This is a genomic window from Pseudobdellovibrionaceae bacterium, from assembly GCA_019637875.1.
Lineage (GTDB): Bacteria > Bdellovibrionota > Bdellovibrionia > Bdellovibrionales > Bdellovibrionaceae > JAHBUW01.
This window is the reverse complement of the sequence record JAHBUW010000004.1, coordinates 16,267-36,026: the sequence shown is the minus strand read 5'-3', so window position 1 is coordinate 36,026 and position 19,760 is coordinate 16,267. Positions and strand designations below refer to the sequence as shown.

The window sequence follows — 19,760 nt, the reverse complement described above, 5'->3', positions numbered from 1 at the left end:
CCCAAGCTGACACACATGTTGCGCACCCTATTGCTTTTCGTCGCTCTGCCCCTCGTCGTGACCCCGCTCCTCGTGCTCTGCGGGTTCACTCTTTTTCAAGAAAAATTCCTCTTTCATCCCGACCCCCTCGCCGCTTCGGCCGAACTGAATTTCCCCCCGCCCGCGGAAGAGATCTGGGTCGACTTCGAAGGCTCGAAAATCCATTCGGCCTACTTCACCCATCCGAAATCCAAAACCCTGATTCTTTACTTCCATGGGAACGCCGGAAATCTGGAAGGCTGGGGACAAATCGGAGCCGAACTGCGCAGCGCCCTGCGCGCCAACGTCTGGATCATGGACTATCCCGGTTTCGGAAAAAGTGAAGGGAGTCTTTCTTCCAGCGCGCAGATGATCCGCATGGGGGAAACTTTCGCGAACCAGATCGGCGCGCGCGGCGAGATCGACCAAGTTTATATCTTCGGTCGCTCCATCGGCACGGGACTCGCGGCCTCGCTGGCCGCCACTTGGCTGGAGGCCGGAGCCCGCCCCCCGCTCGCCGGCGTGATTCTGGAAACGCCTTATCTCTCCATGACCGAACTCGTTCACGACTACGCGCCGTGGTTCCCCGGGTTTTTAGTGAAGTACAAATTTTCGGTGGTGGATTTGCTGCCGCAATTCCGTGGTCCGATCCTGATCCTGCACGGCACCGATGACGAGATCATCCCCTACCGTCACGGCGAAGAGCTCGCGAACCGCCTGGCGGGTCGCGGCTCGGTCACCATGATCGAAGTTCCCGGTGGTCACCACAACGATCTCGCGGAATTTCCGGCTTACGGCGAAGGGCTGCTCGCTTGGTGGAACGAAGTGCAGCGCCTCAACGCGACTACTGCTTGGCGTGACTAACGTCACGACTTGTTTGGTGCGGGTGCCGTGCCTGAGTCACCGTCAAAAAGAAAGACAGCTCCTGTCCACGAGGACGCGCTTCTTCGCGTTCCACGACCTCATACGGGGTCCCGGTTTTGCTCTTAAACGGGGAACAGAACCGGAGGTCACCCATGAAAGCTCTTCTCGTTAGCCTGCTTCTGATGTCCGCCCCCCTTGCCCATGCCCAGACAGAAATCACGAAGCCACTTGCGGATTTCGCTCGCGATGCCTCCGCGCGTTTGCAAGAGTTCAACGTCCAATCGACGGATCAAGCTGACGGCATATTCATTATCCGTCGCCAACAATCCAGTACACTGCTGGTTTCCGCCAGCGAAATGAAAAAGCTCATTTCGTCGGATGTCCTTTGCGGCTCCGAGGCGTTGAGCCTGCTTGAACTCTTCGAGAAGAAAAATGAATTGCTGCAGATCAAACGGATCGCCTTCAATCAGAAGTCGATCCTGCTGCTCCTCCCGGCGAAAAGCGAAGCGACTTATCCCAGCCTTTCCATTTCGTCGTCGGGTGAACTTTTGGCCGCGACTCGTAGCCAGAACCCCGCCGCGAACTGCGGAAACTGGTAAGAACTCGCCGCTAGAACGTCTTCGCCAGCTCGATGACGTCTTTGGGGATCTTCGTTGGATCGAAGTTCCAAATGTCTTGATGGAGTTCCGCGTGCAGAAGCTGCGCGCGGTTGAAACAGACTGCCCGTACCGAGCGGAAGAGCTCGGGATTCAAAGCACAGGATTGATAAAATCCCAGCCCCTGCGGACGCAAGGACGGATCACGTTCGAGGCGTTCGGCAATTTCGCCCATTTCCGCCGCCGCCTCCGTCACCAGACGCGGATGACCGTGGGCTTCCTTCGCGGTTAAATTTTGGGCGTCCTTGAAGGTCGGAAGTTTCTTCGCCACCGCGGCCAGAACCTCCGCGAATTCGCGCTCCGCCACGTTACGCGCGGCCCGCACTTCGTTCTCGAACGAGCGTGCCGTATCGACTTGGGCGCCGTGGGTCAGGGTGGAATTGGAAGGTCCGGGGGCGCCCCCTTGGGGAGGCGCCGCCGCACCTGGAACTCCCGAAGCTTCGTTTTTGCTCCAGGAGACGATGGCGTGTTCGATGACGAGAAGCCCGATGATCAACAGAACCAGAATACCGAAGACCTTGGGCCCCTGCACTTTTACTCTCCGCGCTTCGGCAGCTCGACCGCTTCGGGCGCGTCGTCCCACTCAAGCACTTGCGCTTCGAGCGACGTATCGGGAGCTTCGCAGAACGGGATATTGGTGCGTGTGCGCAGAAGTTTCGCGCACAGGTCATCCTGGCCCACCTGTGACGCGCGCGTCAGCGGCGTGAGGATACGGCTCATGCTGTCGGCGTAAAGCAGCGTCAGGATCTCTTTATCGCGCGCCGAACATTCGGGGCCGCAACCTTCGATCGCGGACTTCATGATCAAAGAGCCCACGCGGTAAGGTCCGTTCGAGGGACGATCGCACGCGGGGAATCCCGCCATCTCGTGACCGGGAGGGCAGATCTCGTGCGCGAAGCCCAGCTGCTTCGCCGCGATCCGCGCGCTGCCGTCGGTGTGACGTGCTTCGTGGAAAAGCGTGTCCATACGGAACATCGAGTGCACGAAGTCTTCGATCACTTCCTGCGCCCACTTGGGCGAAAGCGGTTGGAAAAGACCGCGACCGACCTGAAACAGGCCCACGCGCGGGCTCGTGATCGGCACCAGGCCCCCACCCAGCATGTTGAAACCGACGACGACGTTGTTCTGACGGCCGACCATATAAAGAGCCGCGCCCATGTTCGCCATCACGATGGTGGGACCGGACTCTTCCGCGGGCGAGTCAGATGTGGATGGAGTTCCTCCCCCTCCTTCCGCCGGAGCGGCCGCTTGGGCCACCTCGGCGTTTCTCGGAACTCCATCCACTCGGGCATTGTCAGGTTGAGCGGGCGCAGGCGGAGCCTCGACCGGTTTCGCATCGCCGGCCGCCGGATATTCCACGGGCGCGAGCGCAAAGATGGTGAACGCGTTGAAGGGATGCTTTTCGTCGATGACGTAACGAGCGCGGGTCGAAAGCCAGGACTCGAGGCTCGACGCCGAAACATCGGGCAGACCCAGGACGCGGCGGAGTTCGCCGGACGAATCGCCGAAGTTTTGCCCGGACAGCCGCGCGAGATCCTTTGTCAGTAGCTCACGTTGTTTTTCGGTGACGCCGGTCGAATATTGAAACTCCACCGCCGCTTCCGCGAGCAACCCCGCGAAGATCAAACTCAGGGCCGCGATGACTTGTGCACAAGAACGAAGCTTGAACATTTGATCCCCCCCCGGGTGCACCTCGACGAATGGCCCCTGCCATTCTCCCCCCCGAAGTGCTCATGTTCGTCGCCCTTGTACGGGGAACGGGCGTGCGCGAACAAGACGATAGTTTTGATAGCGCCCATCAGTTGATGCCCGGTGACACTCGTTTCGACTGGAAAAGCGGGTCATTTACCTGCAAAATTTTCCAATGTTGCAATCAAGTTCACCGATGAACCCGAATGAGAAGTTGATTTGGATCGATCTCGAGATGACCGGCCTCGATATCGAGAAGGAAGTGATCATCGAATGCGCGGTCATCATCGCCGATTATAATTTTCGCATCTTCGATGAGTACGAAACGGTCGTGAAACAACCGCAAGTCTATCTGGACCGCATGGACGACTGGAACAAGAAGCATCACGGAGAATCCGGGCTGCTCAAAAAAATTCCGTTCGGCCAAACTCCCGAAACGGTCGAGAACGAACTCATCCAGCTGACAAAGAAATACTGGCCGGGTGATCTGCCGAAAGGTCAGCGCCCCGTGCTCGCCGGAAACTCGATCATGCAAGATCGTCTGTTCATCAATAAGTACTTTCCGAAATTCGCGTCGCTACTTCACTACCGTATGCTCGACGTGACCTCGTGGAAGATCGTGATGAATACGAAGTACGGAATCCGCCACGAGAAGCGCAACTCCCACCGCGCGCTCGATGACATCAAAGAGAGCATTTCGGAGCTCCGTCACTATATGTCCTTCCTGAAAATGGAAGGTCCCAAACCGCCGGCGCGGTAAGCTCGCCACCGTACAACATTTAGACGGCTGCGGGGCCCTCCGGCGCCGGAGGCCCCTTTTGCGTCCGCGTAAACCCCCGATTTTCCTGAGCTCTCCGGGGGCCCGGGCGTTGCGATAGCTCCCCGTGGATCTATTCCATGAGGAGCTATCATGCGCGTCACTTCGACTCTTCTGCTTCTATGTTCGCAAGTCCTTTTCCTTGGGGCCGCGAACGCCGTCACGCTGCCGAAGAACGTGCCGATCCCGATCCCGCGCCCCGATCAGAAATTGACCACGCCCGCGTCGAAGACCACGGTCTGCTCGATCACGATCAATTCATCGGATGAAATCGAGATGTTCAAAGCCTCGCTACCGGCCGCGACCACCAACTTCGTGGAGCTCACGAAACTCACCGACGACAAGCTCGAAGGTGACGGAGAAGCGGAAGAGACCACCGACGAACCCCAAGACTCCGGCAAGTCCGCTTGGCTGCGTAAAGCCTGCCAACAAAAAATCAAGTGTGATGTCCTCGTCATCTCGGGCCACTTCGGCGGAAGCTTCTTCGGCTCGAGTGGTCTCGACCTCTCCATGGAAACCCTCGAAGAACTTTCGTGCGACAAAGGCTGCGACGGCATCCTGCAAAACCCTAAAGAAGTCTTCCTGATGGGTTGCAATACCCTCGCGGGAAAAAAGCAAGATCACCGTTCACCCGAAGAATACCGTCGCGTTCTGCGCCAAGACGGTTTCAGCGCCGAGCAAGCCGAACAGGTCGTCGCCTTCCGCTATTCGCCTTTGGGCGACGCGTTTAGCGATCGCATGCGCCGTGTGTTCCGTGGCGCGCCTCGGATCTACGGTTTCGACTCGGTCGGGCCGTCGGGGAAAAACGTGCGCGGACTGCTGGGCAACTACTTCAAGTCTTTGAAGGGCACGAACTACTACCTGCCCGAGAACCTGCGGAAGCTGGATGAAGCGACCAACGGCAAACTCGCGACCGCTCTGAAGGTCACCGCGTTCGCGCAGGAGTCCGGCGCGAAAGAGATGCAGCGTGAGCAGATTCCCACCTGCTACTTGAATAACTCGAAGGTCCCGTTCAACGCGAAATTGCACTGGATCACGAACTCGCTGCGCTCGGAGAAGTCTTTCGCGTACCTGCCGGCCATCAACGACTGGCTGAGCCGCCTGACCGTCGACAACTATCAATGGAAAGACAAAGAGTTCGAGATCCTCGAGCCCGTCATGACCAACAGCAAACTGCGCGACTCGCTCGCGGGGATCGTCGCCCGTCGTGACTCCGCGATCCTCGGGATGCAGCTGAAAGTTCTGACCTTCATGAAATTCTTCGGTTGGGTCTACAACAAAGACTACATGAAGAAAGTCGAAGCCCTTCTGATCGGCGATATGAACCAAGCCTTCGATCTTGAGCGCAAAGACCAGATCTGCTCTTACGCGAGTTCGAACAGCATCAAGGTGTCTTTCTCGACGGCGGATATTCCGGCGGCCCGCTTCCAGGACGCGCATTTCGTTCGCGCCTTGTCGTGCGTGGCGAATTTCGACGAAGACCTGATGGTCCGCGCTTTGCGCGAGTATCTCAAGGCCGACGCCAAGTCCGACATCGGTCAAGCTTACCTCGCTTACCTGCAACAGCTGAAAGTTCCGGGCAACGCGCACGCCTCGTACTTCCGCACGTTGATGCCGAACGGCGACCGCGGTTTGAACGAACACCAAACCCAATTGCTCTGCTCTTCGAGCTACTATAGCAAACACCCGATGTGGGAGCGCCCCGAGCTGAACCCCGAACTCATCGCGCAGCCCGAATATATCAAAAACACCGGCTGCTACCTGAAGTTCAACAAACGCGTCTTCGATCAACTGATGCAGCTTTCGCGCGGCGACTCGGATTCGCGAAGCGCGGTCATCGAGGCGCTCGATCGCCAACGCCAGTTCGCGACGGAAATGAATATCGACGACTCCGCTCAGGAAGCCCTGCTTGATTTGATGCAAGGTTCTTCGGTCGAGGATCAGCAGCGCCTGGCCGGCATCTGGCAACTGGTGAAAAATCTGACCCCCAACGTACAAAACCGCATGAAAGCCGAGCTGTACAAGCTGGCGAAGCAACCGCTCTCCGTGAACGCGACGACCCTGGAAGGCATCATCGCTTCCGCGCTGAAACCGGAAGTCTACTGCGAATTCGCATTGGAACGCGCGGAAACCGCGCTCGATGCCGGTCACTGGGACACCGGAATGAACGCGATGGATTCGATGGCTTCGCGTTGTATGCGCAAACTCCCCGACTCGGAAGAATACGGCTACCTGCCCGGCGAAAAGGCGCGTCTCTTGCGCACGATTCCGAAACTCTACGCCCAACTGGCGAAACATGACTACGACAAGATCTCGGAGCAGATGATGGATCTTGGCATCATGCCGGTCGATCTGATGGGACAAATCATCGAACTCAAAATTCCGATCCAGAACTTGAAAGAAGCGCGTGCCCTGACCGCGATGAACTCACGGACCTACCAGGGGCGTATGGGTTACGTCGCCAGTGATTCGACGATCTTCGGTTTGTACCCGCTCGCGAAGCTCGTGCCCGAAACGCTGAAACTGAAGGCCAGCAAAAACGCCGAAGACGTCCGGTTGGCTTACCAAATCCTGCGCGCCGTGGATCTTGAGAACGACGCGGTCACCGCGGAGCTGGCGAAAGAAGCCCTCGCGCAAGGGCTGAAGATGCTCGAGAACGACGTAAAAATCCCGCTGCGCGCGCTCGGCCGCCAGGACCTCAACAAAGGCGTCCAAGTCTGGTTCGAGAGTTACATCAAAGCGAAACCGGACGAAAAATCCTACCCCGTCGGCTTCACGGGCCTGATGAGCATGGAGAATTCGCCTTTGATCGCGCACGTCAAAGCCCGCTTGAAAGCCAAGACCGTGAGCGAGTCCGTGGTCGCCGAGTTCCTGCAGACGTACGCCTCGAACGCCCGCGCCTACTACCAGTTCAACGAGCTGCGCGCGCTCCTGCGGCAGTTCGCGCAAGAGTTCCCCACGGCCAAGATCCAAGAGGGAACACGCGCCGCGCTCCGTATCGTGCAAGAACGCGAAGCCGAGTGCGAAGAGTCGCCACGGATGTGCCGCTACGAAGAAGAAGAGTAATTTCCCCTCTGAAAACCCGGAACGAACTTCCGGGTTTTTTATTTCTCCACTCCCGTAACGCAAGATCTCCGTCCTAAGAGAAAAGTCTCGTCCACTTCCCGTTCGTCGCGCGCGGAAAGTCCGGCGCTTCTCTGTGCGAACGTCCTGAAAACCACGACCATAGCCACGTTCAACGGACCGATGCCTTGGGGACATCGGTCGAGTTGGACGCGACGAACGCCTCCAAATTTGGACTCCGGTCGAGTGTAGAAAAAACTCCGCTCGTCGAAGAGTATGCTGTCCACGGAACACGGTTTGTTGCGGGGACAACACGAGGAAACAAAAGGGAAGACACGGAGGTTGAATGCGGAAGTAACACAGTTACAAAGGGGATAGTTTTATGGGAATGCGCGTAAGCACGAATATCGGTGCAATCAATGCACAACGGAATCTCGCGGGTAGCCAACGTTCGATGTCGAAGTCCATGGGACAACTCGCATCGGGTTCTCGCATCAACATCGCAGCAGATGATGCTGCCGGTCTCGCGATCTCGGAGCGCCTGAAATCAGGTATCCGCTCGGCTCGCCAGGCTAACCGCAACGCCAATGACGGGATCTCGATGATCCAAACGGCGGAAGGCGGACTCAACGAAATCTCTAACATCGTCACCCGTCTGCGGGAACTGGGCATCCAGGCCGCTTCGGATACCGTCGGTCAGACTGAGCGCGGCTTCTTGGATAAAGAAGTTCAGCAAATGAAGTCGGAAATCGAACGTATCGCGAAGTCGACTAAGTGGGGCACCACCAACCTGCTCGACGGCACGACTCCTACTTTTGATTTCCAAGTCGGCGTTTATAACAACGCGGACGAAGATCGTATCTCTTTCGACTCGTCGGTGAACGTCGCCACTCTGGATGCTCTGGGCCTCGCCGGTCTGGACTTCACGAGCAAGGAAGGCGCTCAGGACGCACTCACGGCGCTCGACTCGGCTCAAGACATGGCGAACGGCATGCGCGCAAATTTGGGTGCACTCCAAAACCGTCTGACTTCGACCGTCGATAACTTGGGCGTCCTCGAAGAGAACATGTCGGCCGCGAATTCGCGGATCCGCGATACCGATGTCGCATCGGCTTCGTCGGAAATGACCCGCAACAACATCCTGCTTCAGGCTTCGACAAGCACACTGGCGCAAGCGAACAGCACGCCCCAGTTGGCTCTGAAACTGATCGGTTGATGAACTGACCTCGTGTCGGGGCCCTCGGTGTTTATCCTCCCGGGGGCCTCATTTAGGTCGCGATTTTCGCGGCGACCGAGGTCGGCTTCGTTGCAAAGGATAGTTATTCTCGCGGAAATTTTTTAGGATCCATCGCTCGCGACGAGCGACGATGACAGAGGCACGGGTCACTTCCCCACCCGGGGTGATCGACCGGCCCAATAAAAAACCCCAGCTTGTGGCCGGGGTCTTGGTGTTTCAGATGCGATGAACGTCCGCCGCAACTCGCGGAGACGTGGATCGGATTTGAATCAGAAGTAAGTTTGCAATCCAACGCCGCCCAGAGGCTGCGTGTCACTGCCCGAAGCTCCGCCGCCGCTGGTTTGCAGCAGCTGCATTCCCAAATGGAAGCGGATCGCCGTCGCGTTACCCAGAGCGAACATCTTGTAGCCGACATGCGGATAGATCTTGATGGTCGTCGTGCTGGTCGCGCCGCCGCTATTCGATCCGAAAGTCGCATTCGCGCCGACGAACAAGATCCCGTCATTGCCCGGACGATTCTCGGTGAAGTTGTAGTCGAAGACGCCACCAACTTCGAGATCGGTCGAATTCGATCCGCCACCGCTATTGATCGTCACGCCACCGATCACGCCGTACTCCATGGTCAGCTTATTCCATCCGTAAGTCGCCAGCAGGCCGATGCCGGTGGTCGTGGAAGATTGGTTGTTCACCGTGACCTTCGTCGAAGTGAATCGCCCTTCCAAACCGATGAACTTATTGCGCGAGCCCGCGCTACCGCCCGAACTGTACGAAGAGGAAGCCTCGCCGCCGCCGACCGAAACCGTCTGGCCTTCCGAGAACGACCCGCTGGTCATTTGGACGATGGCTTGTTTGCCTTTCACTTTTTTGACGGTGAAGGATTGAGCCTGGGCCGCCGTCGTCAACGCGAACGTGGTCAAAGAAAGAACGAGAACCGGTGCAAAGATTTTCATGTCGGACTCCGTAGTTTTGGTTTCTGCCCTTATTATTGAAGCAGAGTTTAAAACGGAGTCAATGGGAGTGACACGGAGTTCCTCCCCACCTGTTGATTACGGCTTACAGAGGTGCTGGAGCGACAGCCGGAGGGTTTTGCGCTCCTTCAGACAGCGCTGTTTGATTTTCTTCACGCGCTTCCCGATCTGTTCCTTGTAGAATTCCGCGTCGGGCTCGACGTATTCGATCACCACCGCGTCCCCGTCCAGGCGGAGCGAGCTCGGATCCACCCCACAAAGTGACTCTTGATCGCCGACTTTCAACGCCGACCAGTCTTGACTGGCGTACTCGCGGCAGGCCGCACGAATTTCGAGGACGAACGGACGATTCATCGAATGCCCGTCTTTGCGGATCAAAGCAAAGACCTTGTGCCAAGGGGCCTTCGCATCGAACGCTTTCCAATCCACAAGGGCGTCCACGGTCAGATCGTGCCCGTGACCGTCGTCGGTGTCCTCGGTGTTTTGGGAGCGCGCGCCGATCGTCTGCGCCCCGGCGGGCAAAACGAACGCCGACAGCGCCACGAAGAAAGTCACCAGCAGGGATTTAATCAACAGTTTCAGCATCGCTTACCCCGCACACAACGGATAGGAAAGATGAAGATGGTCATTGTGGAGGGTATTGCCCCCCATTTTCGACGACGGAAAACCGATCGAGCCCGAAGATTCCGTATCCGAAGACCGGCACGTCGCGGGAATCGTCGCCTTCCAGCACGCGCGAAACTCGTCATAAAATACCGCGTTCGCACCCGTGTAGTCACGAACGTGCGTCGACACTCGTTTCAACGCCCCCGCTGCATCGTAGAGATTGATATTCACAAGGTCGATCGCGCGCGCGTAGGCGTGCATCGACAAACGCGTCGATCCGCGCGCCGTGCGATCGTTGTATGATCCCCAATGACGCACAAAAATCCGCGCGGGTTCATTAAAACCGGCGCGCGCCGCCGCCGTCTTCACGCAACTCACGAAGTGGCGGTTCAGATGACGCCCGAACGCGGGCTGCACGTAGGCTTTCGAACAAACGCTGTCGCTTTCGTAACCGCCCTTCACAATCTGCTCGGCCTGGCAGCCTTCCCAAAACTGCGCGACGTCGTGAGCCAGACGGTGCTGGGCCGAAGAAAGGTAAAACGAGACTTTGCTTTGGCCGGGCGCGGGGGTCGGCGTCGGAGCCGGGGTCACGACGACCTCTTCTTCCTCTTCGCCCTCGCCAAGACCGTCATTATCCGTCCCGCTCTCTTGTTCGAGGTCCTCGACCGTGAGCATGGTCCCGCCTTGGGGCCCGCAGGCCGCAAGGATCATCATCATGAAGATTAGGAGTAGCGTTCTCATCCCCCTGGACATCGGTCGGGGCGCGCAAAGTCTTCAGTGAAATGTCCGGGAAACCGGTCGCTTTCCGCGAGTTTGCCGAATTCAGTCGATTTTTTCGACAGGACCTGCGAGACCGCTCGCATGATTCATCCCGATGACCTGCGCTACTTCAAAGAGATCAGCTCCACCGGAAATCTGCGCCGCGCGGCCGAGCGCCTAGGCGTCACCCAACCCGCCCTCAGCCATTCCTTAAAAAGACTGGAAGAGCAGCTCGGCTGTCCCCTCATGATTCGCTCAAAATCGGGAGTGCGCCTGACCCGCGCGGGCGCGAAGCTCGCGGGCCTGAGTGGTCAGCTCGAAGACGTCTGGAATCGCATCCAAAACATCGTGACCGACGAAAACGAGCGCATCGCCGGCACCTACCGTTTGGGCGTGCACACGGCGCTGGGGCAATATCTGCTGCCGAGCTTCGTGGGGCCCCTGCTCGAAGCGCACGAAGGACTCAGCTTCAAATTCGAACACGGACTTTCGCGCCAGATGGCCGAAAGCGTAATCAGCAACCGTCTGGATTTCGGAATCGTCGTGAACCCGCCGGAACATCCCGACCTCGTCATCCGTAAACTCGGCGAAGACAGCGTACGTATGTGGAAAGCGCCGAAGCTGAAGAATACGGACGTGCTGATCTGCGATCCCGACCTGCACCAAGTGCAGACGATCCTGCGCGCGTGCGCGAAAAAAGGAATACGTTTCGAACGCGAGCTGCATACGTCGTCTTTGGAAATCGCGGCGCGCTTGACCGCCGAAGGCGCGGGCGTCGGCATCATCCCCGCACGCGTGCTGAAAGTGATGGACGGCGCGAACGCCGTTCCGTTTCATCGGGACGCGCCCGAGTTCAAAGACTCGATCTGCCTGATCTACAAAAAGGAAAACCAGAACACCCGCGCCGCGCAAGTCATCACGGAATTCATCCGAACTCACGTCGGCGCCGCGTTCCGGGATTAGGGTGTTTCCTCCATTTGTCCAAGCACAGAATCGAGTCCCTTTGCGACACCTGCAAGGCGCGACGACGCAGGACTGGCCATGCCAATTCAAGGAGGAGCAACGAAGTCAGGGGGCGTGAAGGGACTTGACCCCGAAGGGGCGCCTCCCGCCGTCCGAATCTCCGCGTTGCTCCTCCTCGACATAGCAACGGCTAAGCCTTCGTCGTCACGCCTTGATCTTCGAACGGCGGGAGACGTTCTGTGCTTGGACAAATGGAGGAAACACCCTAAAGCGGGGCATTTCGCCCGCGTCTCCGGCTACCCTCGAGTTTGCACGAGCCCTCCACCAGGAGGATCTTATGGCGAAGAAGCACAAAGACTTCATCACCGAAGAGGACTACACGCTCGAGATGGCGAATGCGGCTTCGACCCGCCCCGAGGACGATAGTCCCGGGGATTCGGAATTCGACGCCGACACCGAAACCGAGATGGGTCTGAACTTCGAAACCGATCTGGAGCTCGACGAAGAAGACTTCGATGAAGCCGAAGGCCTGGTGTCGAGTAACGATACGGCGACCGGAAGTTACGCCCGCGACCGGAATCAACGGGATCTGAAGCTTCCCGAGAGCGCGGAAGTCGTCTCATCCGAGAAACCGGCCCCCCGACTGGACGAAAACTCGGATACCGCGATTCATTAGGGCACGGAATTGATCAAATTGCAGGCATGGGCTTGCCCATCACCTCAGTCCTCGTTATAGAATGAAGACTGTAAGGGAGGCCCCATGGCTCAACAACTTCCGAAGTCTGAAATCAAAGCCCGTAACGCAGACGAAGCGGCACGCGAGATGTTGCCGTTCGCGATCTATGCGGCCATCCCGATCATCGTGACCATCATCGTCGCGTTCTCGCTGGGTTCGACGACGTAGTCAACGCTTCGCGCGACTTTCGATTCTCGCAAAAAAGCGACTCCTCGGAGTCGCTTTTTTTATTCGCGAAGCGAAACCCTCGCGGCGGCGCGATTTTGTAACAGTTTGTTACAAATTTTGGCCAGCCGGTCTAGCGACCGCCCAACTCCTGCTGTTAAGACTCGGAGGTGGAAGACAAACGTCTCCGCAACCAAGGAGTGCTCAGATGAAATCCCCAAACGCTTTATTTCTTGCCGCCCTTTCGCTGTTCGCCGTCGCATGCTCGAAAACGACCTCGGACAACGTGAAAACCTCGGGCGTGTTCGCCTCTTATTCCGTGCAGGCGCAAGATACGAATCGCGTCGAGTGCCTCGTGCGTTTTCAAGTCGGGGGCGGGACCGGCACTTCGCTTGAGCTGGCCGGCGCCGACGACGTGACCTGTGACGGTCGCGCGATGACGAAGTCCGAAGCTTTCGGCGTGGTCACCTATAGCGTGAGCCTTCCCTACCGCACGGGTTACGATTACCAAGTGCAGTTCACACGTCCCAACGAGCCCGCCTACGTCGCCACGGCGTCGCTACCGGAGCCCATCTTGAACGTGAGTCCCGCCGCGCCGGTGATTCTGCGTAAAGGCGATCGCCTGGCCGTCACGTGGACGCCGAGCTTGAATCCCCTAGACGAGATGACCGCTTATCTTGAGTTTTCAACGGGGTCTTCATCGCATCTGCGCTACCGGAATGACACCGCGCCCGAAAACGGGGTCTTGGAGTTCGACGCCGCGGCGACGAGCCTCAACCCCAACGTCCCCGGCCAATGGAACGGCAACGTCAAAATCCAACGCCGTCGTCAGGGCCGCATGCCTTACGGATTGGCGGGAGCGATCTCGGCCGAACAAACACGTTCGGTGGGCGTCACGCTCACCGACTGAGTTTAAACGACGTTCTTGTCCTCGCCGAACAGGCGATGGAAAACGCGGATCAACCAGTGTTCGAAACGATCGATGTAAGAATAGACCGCCGGGATCACCACGAGTGTCAGGACCGTCGACGAAATCGTTCCGCCGATGACGACGATCCCCAAGCTCGTGCGCCCCTTCGACGCTTCGTTCAGACCGATCGCGACGGGCACCATGCCGGCGATCAACGCGAAGCTCGTCATCAGGATCGGGCGCAGACGCGTCTCGCCCGCTTCGATGATCGCGGTCTTCATGTCTTTGCCTTGGCGGATCGCCTCGGCCGCGTAGTCGACAAGCAGGATCGAGTTCTTCGTCGCGAGTCCCATCAGCATCACGCAACCGATCATCGAGAACAGATCGAAGCTCGAGCCCGTCAGCCACAGCGCCGCGAAGCCTCCGCAGGCCGCGAGCGGGATGACGATCATGATCGTGATCGGTTTCACGAAGCTCTCGTAAAGCGACGCGAGCACCAGGTAGATGAACAGAAAACCCAATCCCAACGAGACAAGGATGTTCGTCATCAGCTCGGCGAAACGCTCGGCCTCACCGACGAAGCTGTGCGAGACGCCCGGCGGCGGCTTGAGGTCTTCCAGAAACATCTTGTTGATGTCCGTGATCGCGCCGCCCAGTCCGGGACCGCCGGGGACCATGTCCGCCGACAGCTGGATGTAACGCGTACGATTTTCACGCAAAATCGTCGTGGGGCCGGTCGCCTCTTTCACGCTGGCCACGTTGGGCAGCGGGATCATCCGGTTGTTCAAGTTCGGCACCATCATGCGCTGGAAGTTCTGCCGTAGATCCCGTTGATCGTCTTGCAAGCGCACGCGCACGTCGTAATCGTAGCCGTTTTCGCGGTAGACCGCGGGCGTCTGCCCCTCGACCAGAATCCGCAGCTCAAGCCCCATCGACGTCAGCGTCACGCCCGCCATTTGCGAAGTCCGCGAGTTGGGCACGACCTGGAATTCGGGTTTCCCCGCACGGTAACTGGAGTCGACCTGCGACAGCGCGGGGTGCTTCGAAAGGCGCTCGCGCACTTTTTCCGAGAACGAAATCAGATCGTCGAGATTCTGTCCGACCAGGTTCATGTTGAACTGCCGCTGGCCGCCGCCGCCCGACTGATCGGTGACTTTGACTTTATATTTAGTCTCGAGGTCCTTCATCTTTTCGCGCACGATGGCTTTCACGCCCGTCGTATTTTCGGCGCGGTCCTTCGGGCCCACCAAGCGCAGGTACAAGTCCCCCTTGTTCGACTCGGACGTGCCCGAGCCGATGGTCATCAAGATGTCTTCCACCTGCGGAAGCTCCCGCACCCGCTTTTGAATGTCGTTCGCGACGGCTTCGGTGGCATCCAAAGACGCCCCCGGATCCAGCTCGAAGGTCACGAAGAACTCGCCGTTATCGGCGGGCGGCAAGAACGTGAAAGGCACCCGTCCGGCGAGCATCACCGAACCGATGAAGATCCCCACGGACGCGACCAGCGTGACCCAGGGCACTCTCATCACCCAATGGAGCAAGGCCGCGTAGCGCTTCTCGAGCCAGGTATTGAACCGATCGAAGCCCTTCAGCATATTGCGGTTCCAGCGCGCCAGGAAGAACTTCGGTTCGCCGTGATGCAAACCGCCCCCGACATACGCGCTCATCGCCGGCGCGACGAACAGACCGTCGAAAAGCGAAATGATCATCGCGAAGCAGACCGTGAGTCCGAACTGCTTGAAGAACTGACCGACGATCCCTTGCAAGTTCCCGATGGGACCGAAGACCGCGAGGATGGTCAGCGTCGTCGCGATGACGGCCATCGTGACTTCGTTGGTTCCCGTGACCGCCGCCTGTTTCGGCGACAGGCCCTGCTCGAGTTTACGGAAGATGTTTTCCCGCACGACGATGGCGTCATCGACCAGCAGTCCCACGACCAGACTCATCGCGAGCAGACTCATGATGTTGATCGAGAAGTCGAACACGAGCATCATGATACACGCGCCCAACAGCGAGTTCGGCAGCGCGAAGCCCGTGATGATCGTCGATTTCCAGCTCCCCAGGAAGAAGTAGACCACGATGATCGTCAGCAAAACCCCGAAAAAGATCGACTCGTAGACGTCAAAGACGTTGTTGCGGATGACCCGGCTGCGGTCGTTGACGAGTTTCATCTCGGCATCGGTGCCTTTGGTCTTCAATTCGAGGTTGATCTTCTCCATCCGTTTTTTGACGTCGTCCGCGACCCGCACGGAGTTCGCGCCGGATTGACGGAAGATGTTGAAGTAGATCGCTTTTTCCCCGTTGAAGCGGGTGCGCGAGACCTCGTCGATGAGTGAATCCGAAATCGTGCCCAGGCGGCCGATCGTGATCGGGTGATCGATGTTCGCCAAACGCAGGACGGTGTTGTCGATATCGCTCAAAGTTTTGAACTGCGCGATCGTGCGGTAACTGTACTCTTTCCCGGAGTCGTCGGTCTTCCCGATCGGGATGTTCCGCCCCCCGCTTTGCAGCGCCGCCACGACCGAGGTCGCCGAGATATCGGCGTTACGCAACTTGTTCATGTCGAGGTTGACGTGCACCTCGCGACGACGACCGCCCAAGATATCGACCTGACCGACCTGGTAGATCTGTTCGAACTGGGGCGAGATCACCTCTTTCGCCAGATCGTAAAGCTGCGCATCCGGAAGCGTCGAGCGCATCGCGATGCCCAGGATCGGCGCGTCCGAAGGACTGACCTGACGGATGATCGGCTCGTCGACGTCTTCGGGCAGCATCCGCATGGAGTTCGAGACCTTCGCGCGGACCTGTTGTTCCGCGAAGTTCAAATTCGTATTCAGATTGAATTCGACGATGACGACCGAGACGCCCTCGCGGTTTTGCGAAGACACTTTCTGCACGCCCGAGATCGTCGAAACCTCGTCCTCAAGGACCCGCGAGACTTCCGTTTCAATTTCGATCGGCCCGGCCCCGCCGTAGACCGTCTGCACGACGACCGTGGGGAACGTGACGTCGGGATAAAGATCGATCGGCAGACGATTCAGCGAGATCATCCCGAGGGCGAGCATTAAAATGACGAGTGACGCGATAAAGATGGGGCGACGGACGGACAGTAACGCAGGACTCAAGCTTCCCCCTCACGACCGAGGTTTTTCAAAAAAACCACTTTTTCAAAACCCGTTGACCGTGTGGGCGAAACACCTACTCCCGCGTTAATGTCTTGTCAAAATCACAGGCTGTACATCCCCTGAATGGACAAGCCTTCGCCCAAGGCATAGGACGCGGACATTTGGAGGAGATCCCATGAAATCGTTCCTGATCGCATTCGTTTTCCCCTGTCTTTTCAATATGTCCTTCGCCCAAGCCGAGCAGCTGGAGCTGTTTCCCGAGACCGAAAACAAAATTATGTGCCGCGGCGAAGTCTATGTGACGTCCAAGAATATGGTCGTCGATAGTTATGCCGACGGCTGCTACGCCTCGGATATCTTGAGCGGCGAAGTCTGTTTCGTAGGCGATTCCAAATGGGCCGCCTGGGCGCTGGATCAAGGCATCCTCTGGGGCGACGAAGAGTACGTCGAAAACGCCCGCGCCAACGGCAAAAACGAAGTCGTGATGGACTTTGTCGACGGTCCCAACGAAATCCGCGAAGAAACCAGCATCTCGAGCTGCCCGTAACTTCAGTTGATTTTCAACTCCGGAAACCCGCACGGGCGGTTTTGACCGCGCGGGTTTTATCGTCTCAGTTGCGGCCAATTCTTACGGAGGATCCTCGATGAAATCTTTGAAACTCGCGCTCAGCGCGGTCCTGCTGACGGTCAGTGCCCAAGCTTTGGCCCAAACTCCCAAAGCCGTGGTGAGCGCCTACTCGAAATTCGTGTTCACTCGTTACACCGAGACTTTGACCGCCACGAAACTGATGAACGAAAAGATCCAGGCGTTCACGCAAGCGCCCTCGGCCGAGTCGCTCGAAGCCGCGAAGACCGCTTGGGTGGAAGCGCGCAAGCTGTACTCGACGACCGAAGTTTTCCGTTTCTACTCGGGCCCCATCGACCGTGAAGACGGTCCCGAAGGCCTGATCAACGCTTGGCCGCTGGACGAAGTCTATATCGACTCGGTCCGTGGCGATAACGGCGCGGGTTTCATCAACGACCTCGTCAACTACCCGACTCTTTCGAAAGAACTGCTGATCGAGCTAAACGAAAAAGACGGCGAGAAAAACATCTCGACCGGCTGGCACGCGATCGAGTTCATGCTCTGGGGCCAAGACTTCAATATCAACGGACCCGGCAACCGTCCCTACACCGACTTCACCGTCAAAAAGAACGCGGACCGCCGCCGTCAATATCTGTCGCTGGTTTCGGATCTGCTGATCGAGCACCTGACGCACCTGGCGGAAGAATGGAATCCCGCGAACGGCGCGAACTACGTCGCCGACTTCGCGTCGCCCGCAAAGACCCTCGAGTCGCTGGGCTTCATCCTGACCGGCACCGTGCAACTGGCCGGCTTCGAGCTGAGCCAAGAGCGCCTGTTCGTCGCTTACGATACGCAACTCCAAGAAGACGAGCACTCGTGCTTCTCGGACACCACCCACAACGACATCGTGTACAACTTCTTGGGTATCAAAGAGGCCCTGACGTTGAACGGCGGATCGGTGCTGGAACTCGTGAAAGCGAAGGACGCGGCGCTAGCGACCCGCCTGGAGATCCAACTTGAAGTGACCGAAAAAGCGGTCCGCGCGATTCCCGCGCCCTTCGACCAAGCGATCTTCTCGGATGACGGACGCGCGGCGATCCTGACCGCGGTCACCGAGCTCGAAAACCTCGGCGCGGATCTGAAGACCGCGGCGACTCTGCTCGGCGTGGCGATCCTGCAATAATGCCCTCCCTCGTTTCGCGATTTTTTTCCGCGAAACTTCTGGCCCTGATCACGATCGTGATCGGGGCTTCGCTGTTTTTGGGCATCAGCTCAAAAACCAACGCGACCCCCGATCCTGCGGAATTTCCCGGCGGCGCCGGGAGCGTCCGTGACTTGACCCGCAACGCCTTCGGCCATCCGCTCGTCGGCGTCAGCAATCAAGAGCGCCGCGAATTCTTCGTCGGCAATTCGTTCTTCAAAGATGTCTGGGTGCAGGCGCCGTCTTCGACCGAAGGCCGCGACGGACTCGGACCGACCTTCAACGCGACCTCGTGTTCGGCCTGCCACGGCCTGGACGGACGCGGCCCCGCGTTTCTCGAAGCGAACGGCAAAGTTCGCGTCGATTTGTCTTTGCTTTTCCGTTTGAGCGGCCTCACCGTCGATGGCTTCCTTGGCGATCATCCGGTGTACGGCGAACAGCTCAATCCCTTCGGTATCAAGGGCGTCCCCGGCGAAGGCCAGGCGAGCGTCGAGTTTACCGATATTCCCGTCACCTATCCCGATGGCGAAGTCGCGACCCTACGCCGCCCTCGTTACTCCTTCGCGAATCTTGCGTTCGGTGATCTCGAACCCCATCCGCGCGCGCGTTTTTCGCCCCGGCAGGCCCCGCAGGTCATCGGCCTCGGACTCATCGAGGCGATCCCCGCGGCCGACATCCTCGCCCTGGAGGATCCCCAGGACGCGAACGGCGACGCCATTTCGGGACGCGCGAACTGGGCCCTCGATCATCTCACCGGCCAGAAAGCACTGGGCCGCTTCGGTTGGAAAGCCGGACAGCCCACCGTGCGCCAGCAATCCGCGGCCGCGTTCAACGGCGACATGGGTTTGACCACCTCGATGTTCCCGAATGAAAACTGCCCGCCGCTCCAAACCGCATGCGTGGCGGCACCGACCGGCGGCGCTCCGGAAGTGACCGATCAACAGCTCGATCGGGTGACTCTTTATATGCAGCTCCTCGCGGTGCCCGCGCGCCGCAAACCCCGCGATCCCGAAGTGCTCTTCGGCGAAAAACTGTTCCACCAGGTGAACTGCGCCACTTGCCACACGCCGCGTTTCACGACCGGTGCCGACGCGCCCTCGGCGATGCTCCGCAACCAGATCATCTTTCCGTATTCGGATTTCCTGCTGCATGACGTGGGCATGGACCTCGCCGACCACCGTCCCGAGGCGATGGCCAACGGCCGCGAGTGGCGCACTCCACCCCTTTGGGGCTTGGGGATGATCCGCACCGTGAACGGCCATCAGAATCTGATGCATGACGGACGCGCCCGCGGCGTCGAAGAGGCGATCCTTTGGCACGGCGGCGAAGCGGAAGCTTCGAAACGCGCGTTCATGGGTTTGACCGCCCCCGAGCGCAAAGCGCTCATCGAGTTCGTGAATGACCTTTAATGGAGGAAC

General features: G+C 58.5%; 18 protein-coding genes. 12 read left to right on the top strand and 6 right to left on the bottom strand.

Features of this window, described 5'->3' with window-relative positions; all coding sequences use genetic code 11:
• Positions 1-15: 15 nt before the first annotated feature.
• Both KF767_06660 and KF767_06655 read left to right on the top strand, forming a co-directional pair.
• A complete protein-coding gene (locus tag KF767_06660; protein MBX3017549.1) occupies positions 16-882 on the top strand; it encodes an alpha/beta hydrolase in 867 nt (288 codons plus the stop codon).
• Positions 883-1,034: 152 nt separating this feature from the next.
• Positions 1,035-1,481, top strand: a complete 447-nt coding sequence (locus KF767_06655) for a hypothetical protein (GenBank protein ID MBX3017548.1) — start codon at positions 1,035-1,037, stop codon at positions 1,479-1,481.
• A 10-nt stretch (positions 1,482-1,491) separates the two neighbouring features.
• On the opposite strand, the gene KF767_06650 is transcribed toward KF767_06655, so the two are convergent.
• Together KF767_06650 and KF767_06645 are read right to left on the bottom strand one after the other, a co-directional pair.
• Positions 1,492-2,070: a hypothetical protein gene (locus KF767_06650; protein ID MBX3017547.1), complete on the bottom strand. Its 579-nt coding sequence runs from the start codon at positions 2,068-2,070 to the stop codon at positions 1,492-1,494.
• 2 nt (positions 2,071-2,072) lie between these two features.
• Complete coding sequence (locus tag KF767_06645; GenBank protein MBX3017546.1) at positions 2,073-3,209, bottom strand: hypothetical protein; 1,137 nt, start codon at positions 3,207-3,209, stop codon at positions 2,073-2,075.
• Positions 3,210-3,423: 214 nt separating this feature from the next.
• Between KF767_06645 and orn the strand changes: the two genes are divergently transcribed.
• From orn to KF767_06630, 3 genes are all read left to right on the top strand, one after another.
• On the top strand, positions 3,424-3,987 hold the full coding sequence (gene orn / locus KF767_06640) for an oligoribonuclease (protein MBX3017545.1): 564 nt from the start codon (positions 3,424-3,426) through the stop codon (positions 3,985-3,987).
• A 150-nt stretch (positions 3,988-4,137) separates the two neighbouring features.
• Entirely contained in the window at positions 4,138-7,110 is a 2,973-nt protein-coding gene (locus KF767_06635) for a hypothetical protein (GenBank protein ID MBX3017544.1), read from the top strand.
• A gap of 379 nt (positions 7,111-7,489) precedes the next feature.
• Positions 7,490-8,323 (top strand): flagellin FliC, encoded by an 834-nt coding sequence (locus tag KF767_06630; protein MBX3017543.1) that lies wholly within the window; start codon positions 7,490-7,492, stop codon positions 8,321-8,323.
• Positions 8,324-8,613: 290 nt separating this feature from the next.
• Here the strand turns inward: KF767_06630 and KF767_06625 are convergent, their stop codons facing one another.
• The 3 genes from KF767_06625 to KF767_06615 form a co-directional block, all read right to left on the bottom strand.
• Positions 8,614-9,294: a hypothetical protein gene (locus KF767_06625; GenBank protein ID MBX3017542.1), complete on the bottom strand. Its 681-nt coding sequence runs from the start codon at positions 9,292-9,294 to the stop codon at positions 8,614-8,616.
• Positions 9,295-9,390: 96 nt separating this feature from the next.
• Positions 9,391-9,897 (bottom strand): hypothetical protein, encoded by a 507-nt coding sequence (locus tag KF767_06620; GenBank protein ID MBX3017541.1) that lies wholly within the window; start codon positions 9,895-9,897, stop codon positions 9,391-9,393.
• Between the two features lie 3 nt (positions 9,898-9,900).
• A complete protein-coding gene (locus KF767_06615; protein MBX3017540.1) occupies positions 9,901-10,659 on the bottom strand; it encodes a hypothetical protein in 759 nt (252 codons plus the stop codon).
• Between the two features lie 120 nt (positions 10,660-10,779).
• On the opposite strand from KF767_06615, the gene KF767_06610 reads away from it, so the two are divergent.
• The 4 genes from KF767_06610 to KF767_06595 all read left to right on the top strand — a co-directional run bounded on the left by KF767_06610 (position 10,780) and on the right by KF767_06595 (position 13,451).
• Complete coding sequence (locus tag KF767_06610; protein MBX3017539.1) at positions 10,780-11,640, top strand: LysR family transcriptional regulator; 861 nt, start codon at positions 10,780-10,782, stop codon at positions 11,638-11,640.
• Between the two features lie 337 nt (positions 11,641-11,977).
• Positions 11,978-12,316: a hypothetical protein gene (locus KF767_06605; GenBank protein MBX3017538.1), complete on the top strand. Its 339-nt coding sequence runs from the start codon at positions 11,978-11,980 to the stop codon at positions 12,314-12,316.
• 84 nt (positions 12,317-12,400) lie between these two features.
• Positions 12,401-12,544: a hypothetical protein gene (locus KF767_06600; protein ID MBX3017537.1), complete on the top strand. Its 144-nt coding sequence runs from the start codon at positions 12,401-12,403 to the stop codon at positions 12,542-12,544.
• A 205-nt stretch (positions 12,545-12,749) separates the two neighbouring features.
• The gene (locus KF767_06595) at positions 12,750-13,451 is read left to right on the top strand and encodes a hypothetical protein (GenBank protein MBX3017536.1); all 702 of its coding nucleotides are present in this window, start codon (positions 12,750-12,752) and stop codon (positions 13,449-13,451) included.
• A gap of 2 nt (positions 13,452-13,453) precedes the next feature.
• On the opposite strand, the gene KF767_06590 is transcribed toward KF767_06595, so the two are convergent.
• Positions 13,454-16,576 (bottom strand): efflux RND transporter permease subunit, encoded by a 3,123-nt coding sequence (locus KF767_06590; GenBank protein MBX3017535.1) that lies wholly within the window; start codon positions 16,574-16,576, stop codon positions 13,454-13,456.
• Between the two features lie 175 nt (positions 16,577-16,751).
• Between KF767_06590 and KF767_06585 the strand changes: the two genes are divergently transcribed.
• From KF767_06585 to KF767_06575, 3 genes are all read left to right on the top strand, one after another.
• Positions 16,752-17,123 (top strand): hypothetical protein, encoded by a 372-nt coding sequence (locus KF767_06585; GenBank protein MBX3017534.1) that lies wholly within the window; start codon positions 16,752-16,754, stop codon positions 17,121-17,123.
• A 97-nt stretch (positions 17,124-17,220) separates the two neighbouring features.
• The gene (locus KF767_06580) at positions 17,221-18,324 is read left to right on the top strand and encodes a hypothetical protein (protein MBX3017533.1); all 1,104 of its coding nucleotides are present in this window, start codon (positions 17,221-17,223) and stop codon (positions 18,322-18,324) included.
• The gene (locus KF767_06575; protein ID MBX3017532.1) at positions 18,324-19,751 is read left to right on the top strand and encodes a thiol oxidoreductase; all 1,428 of its coding nucleotides are present in this window, start codon (positions 18,324-18,326) and stop codon (positions 19,749-19,751) included. Before KF767_06580 ends, KF767_06575 begins: the two co-directional genes overlap by 1 nt.
• Positions 19,752-19,760: the final 9 nt, after the last annotated feature.

Coding starts and splice junctions, on each gene's coding strand:
- KF767_06600 (MBX3017537.1), top strand. CDS start 12,401: ATGGCTCAACAACTTCCGAAGTCTGAAATCAAAGCCCGTAACGCAGAC.
- KF767_06605 (MBX3017538.1), top strand. CDS start 11,978: ATGGCGAAGAAGCACAAAGACTTCATCACCGAAGAGGACTACACGCTC.
- KF767_06625 (MBX3017542.1), bottom strand. CDS start 9,294: ATGAAAATCTTTGCACCGGTTCTCGTTCTTTCTTTGACCACGTTCGCG.
- KF767_06595 (MBX3017536.1), top strand. CDS start 12,750: ATGAAATCCCCAAACGCTTTATTTCTTGCCGCCCTTTCGCTGTTCGCC.
- KF767_06660 (MBX3017549.1), top strand. CDS start 16: ATGTTGCGCACCCTATTGCTTTTCGTCGCTCTGCCCCTCGTCGTGACC.
- KF767_06620 (MBX3017541.1), bottom strand. CDS start 9,897: ATGCTGAAACTGTTGATTAAATCCCTGCTGGTGACTTTCTTCGTGGCG.
- KF767_06630 (MBX3017543.1), top strand. CDS start 7,490: ATGGGAATGCGCGTAAGCACGAATATCGGTGCAATCAATGCACAACGG.
- KF767_06575 (MBX3017532.1), top strand. CDS start 18,324: ATGCCCTCCCTCGTTTCGCGATTTTTTTCCGCGAAACTTCTGGCCCTG.
- KF767_06655 (MBX3017548.1), top strand. CDS start 1,035: ATGAAAGCTCTTCTCGTTAGCCTGCTTCTGATGTCCGCCCCCCTTGCC.
- KF767_06645 (MBX3017546.1), bottom strand. CDS start 3,209: ATGTTCAAGCTTCGTTCTTGTGCACAAGTCATCGCGGCCCTGAGTTTG.
- KF767_06610 (MBX3017539.1), top strand. CDS start 10,780: ATGATTCATCCCGATGACCTGCGCTACTTCAAAGAGATCAGCTCCACC.
- KF767_06615 (MBX3017540.1), bottom strand. CDS start 10,659: ATGAGAACGCTACTCCTAATCTTCATGATGATGATCCTTGCGGCCTGC.
- KF767_06635 (MBX3017544.1), top strand. CDS start 4,138: ATGCGCGTCACTTCGACTCTTCTGCTTCTATGTTCGCAAGTCCTTTTC.
- orn (MBX3017545.1), top strand. CDS start 3,424: ATGAACCCGAATGAGAAGTTGATTTGGATCGATCTCGAGATGACCGGC.
- KF767_06580 (MBX3017533.1), top strand. CDS start 17,221: ATGAAATCTTTGAAACTCGCGCTCAGCGCGGTCCTGCTGACGGTCAGT.
- KF767_06585 (MBX3017534.1), top strand. CDS start 16,752: ATGAAATCGTTCCTGATCGCATTCGTTTTCCCCTGTCTTTTCAATATG.